Here is a 1,987-nt window from a genome sequence, read left to right on the forward strand (position 1 = left end):
GTCCAGGGCCTCGGCGGCGCGGGCGGCCTGCTCGTCGTAGCCGGCCAGCACGGTGCGTATGGTGGCGGCCAGTTCGTCGACCTCGGTGACACCGGTCCGCTCCAGCGGCAGGCGCACGCGATCGGTGCGCGGGTCCAGCCCGGCGGTACGGCGGGTCAGCCGGCGCAGCGGCGCGGCGGCACCCGCGGCCGTCCCCCAGGCCAGCAGGCCGGACAGGGGGTTGTGAGCACAGTGGTGACCAGCACCCGGCGCCGGACCAGCCGCTGCTGTCCGCGGTCGGCGGTGTCCGACGCGAACACCCACCGGGTGCCGGAGGCGAGCGGCGTGCGCACCGGGCGGGCCAGCGCCCGCCAGCTGGCGCCATCTGCGTGCACGGTGACTGGTGCCCCCGTGCGCGCGGGCAGCGGCACGTCGGAACCGGGCTGCGGGCCGCCGCTGAAGGAACCGTCCGGTCCCACCACCCGCACGCCCACGTCGAGCGCCGCGCTGTAGAGGGCGCGTTCACGGGCGTCCGCCGCCTTGGGCCGACCCGCCGCGCCGGCCCGTAGCAACGCCCGGGCGTCCGGGACGACGGCCGCCGCCCGTTCCCGCAGGTGGTCGTCCTCGGCGCGGTGCAGATGGCGGGCGACGAGCTGGAGTAGCAGCCATCCGCAGGTCAGTACCAGCAGCGGCACCGTGCAGCCGACCGCCCGTCCGATCCGGGCCGACAGCCTCACGGCTCCTCCCTCAGCACGAGGCCGACCCCACGCGCGGTGTGGATCAGCCGTGGTGCGACGTCGGCCTCCAGCTTGCGCCGCAGATAGCTGACGAAGGTGTCGACGGCATCGCTGCGCACGTCGAAGTCGTAACCCCACACACGCTCCAACAGTTGGTCACGGGTGAGGGGACGGCCCGGCGTTGCGGGCCAGCACCTCCAGCAGCTCGAACTCGCGCCGGGTGAGGTCCAGCGGGCATCCGCCACGCCGTACGGTGCGGTCGGCGGGGTCGATCAGCAGGTCCGCCACCCGCAACGCCTGTTCCTGGGCGGCGGGTGGTTGGCGCCGCAGCAGCGCGCGCAGCCGCAGCACTAGTTCCTGCAGGGCGAACGGCTTGACCAGGTAGTCGTCGCCGGCCTGCAGGCCGGCTATCCGGTCGGCGGTCTCGTCGAGCGTGGACAGTATGAGCACCGGCAGATTCCGGCCGTCGGCGCGCAACCGCGCACACCTCGATGCCGCTCATCCCGGGCATCGACACGTCCAGGACGAGCACGTCGGGCGGGCCGTCCGCGACGGCATGCCCGTCTCCCTTCTGTCGGCAACCTCAGTGGCCTGTGCCCTCGTCGGCCGGAGCACGTACGTCAGCGCGATCTGCCCGTGGACGGCCACGATCCACAGGACCCGCCAGCGGCGGTCCACCGGCCGCCAAAGAGAACGGCGCGCTCCGCGGTGCCCCTGCCAGGAGTGGTCAACCCGTGACGTCCGCGGCGCCGCACCGCAACCGCAGTGGCCGAAAATATGTCTCTGAACGCGTGCCGGAAGCGCCGGAACGAGTGGGATTTCGGTCGGCACAGCGGATCTGGGGGGACGGAATGAACGCATGGGCGGTGCCCGGATACACCGAGTCGCTGGAGCTCGGATCCGGGGCGAGCGGACGGGTCGTACTTGCCGTGCACGAGGGGACCGGCCTTCCGGTCGCGGTGAAGTACCTCAGCGAGTCACTGCGCACCCGGCCGGGATTCGTGCACGAGTTCAGGGCCGAGGCGCGGCTGCTCGGCGGGCTGGAAAGCCCATACGTCGCCGGGTTGTACGAGTACGTCGAGAGCCCGGACGGCGCCGCCATCGTGATGGAGTTGGTGGACGGTGTCTCCTTGCGGGACCTGCTGGCCAGGCGGGGTCCGCTGGATCCCGAGGCCGCGCTCGTGATCCTCAAGGGTTCGCTGCTCGGCCTGGCCGACGCGCACCGCATCGGCGTCGTCCACCGCGACTACAAGCCGGAGAACGTCCTGGTC

Annotated in this window: 2 protein-coding genes and 1 pseudogene; 1 reads left to right on the forward strand and 2 read right to left on the reverse strand. The window is 72.6% G+C overall.

The features are described from left to right. Positions 1-155: 155 nt before the first annotated feature. On the reverse strand, positions 156-716 hold the full coding sequence (locus tag BEK98_RS49400; RefSeq protein WP_167444453.1) for a hypothetical protein: 561 nt from the start codon (positions 714-716) through the stop codon (positions 156-158). Next, positions 713-1,269: pseudogene (locus tag BEK98_RS46205) on the reverse strand (response regulator transcription factor); the annotation flags it as partial. The pseudogene BEK98_RS46205 and the gene BEK98_RS49400, both read right to left, overlap by 4 nt. A gap of 298 nt (positions 1,270-1,567) precedes the next feature. Between BEK98_RS46205 and BEK98_RS46210 the strand changes: the two are divergent. After that, on the forward strand, positions 1,568-1,987 hold a 420-nt coding region (locus BEK98_RS46210), incomplete at its 3' end, for a protein kinase domain-containing protein (protein WP_167444454.1).

Origin of the sequence: Streptomyces diastatochromogenes (assembly GCF_002242805.1) — a bacterium.
Classification (GTDB): Bacteria; Actinomycetota; Actinomycetes; order Streptomycetales; family Streptomycetaceae; genus Streptomyces; species Streptomyces diastatochromogenes.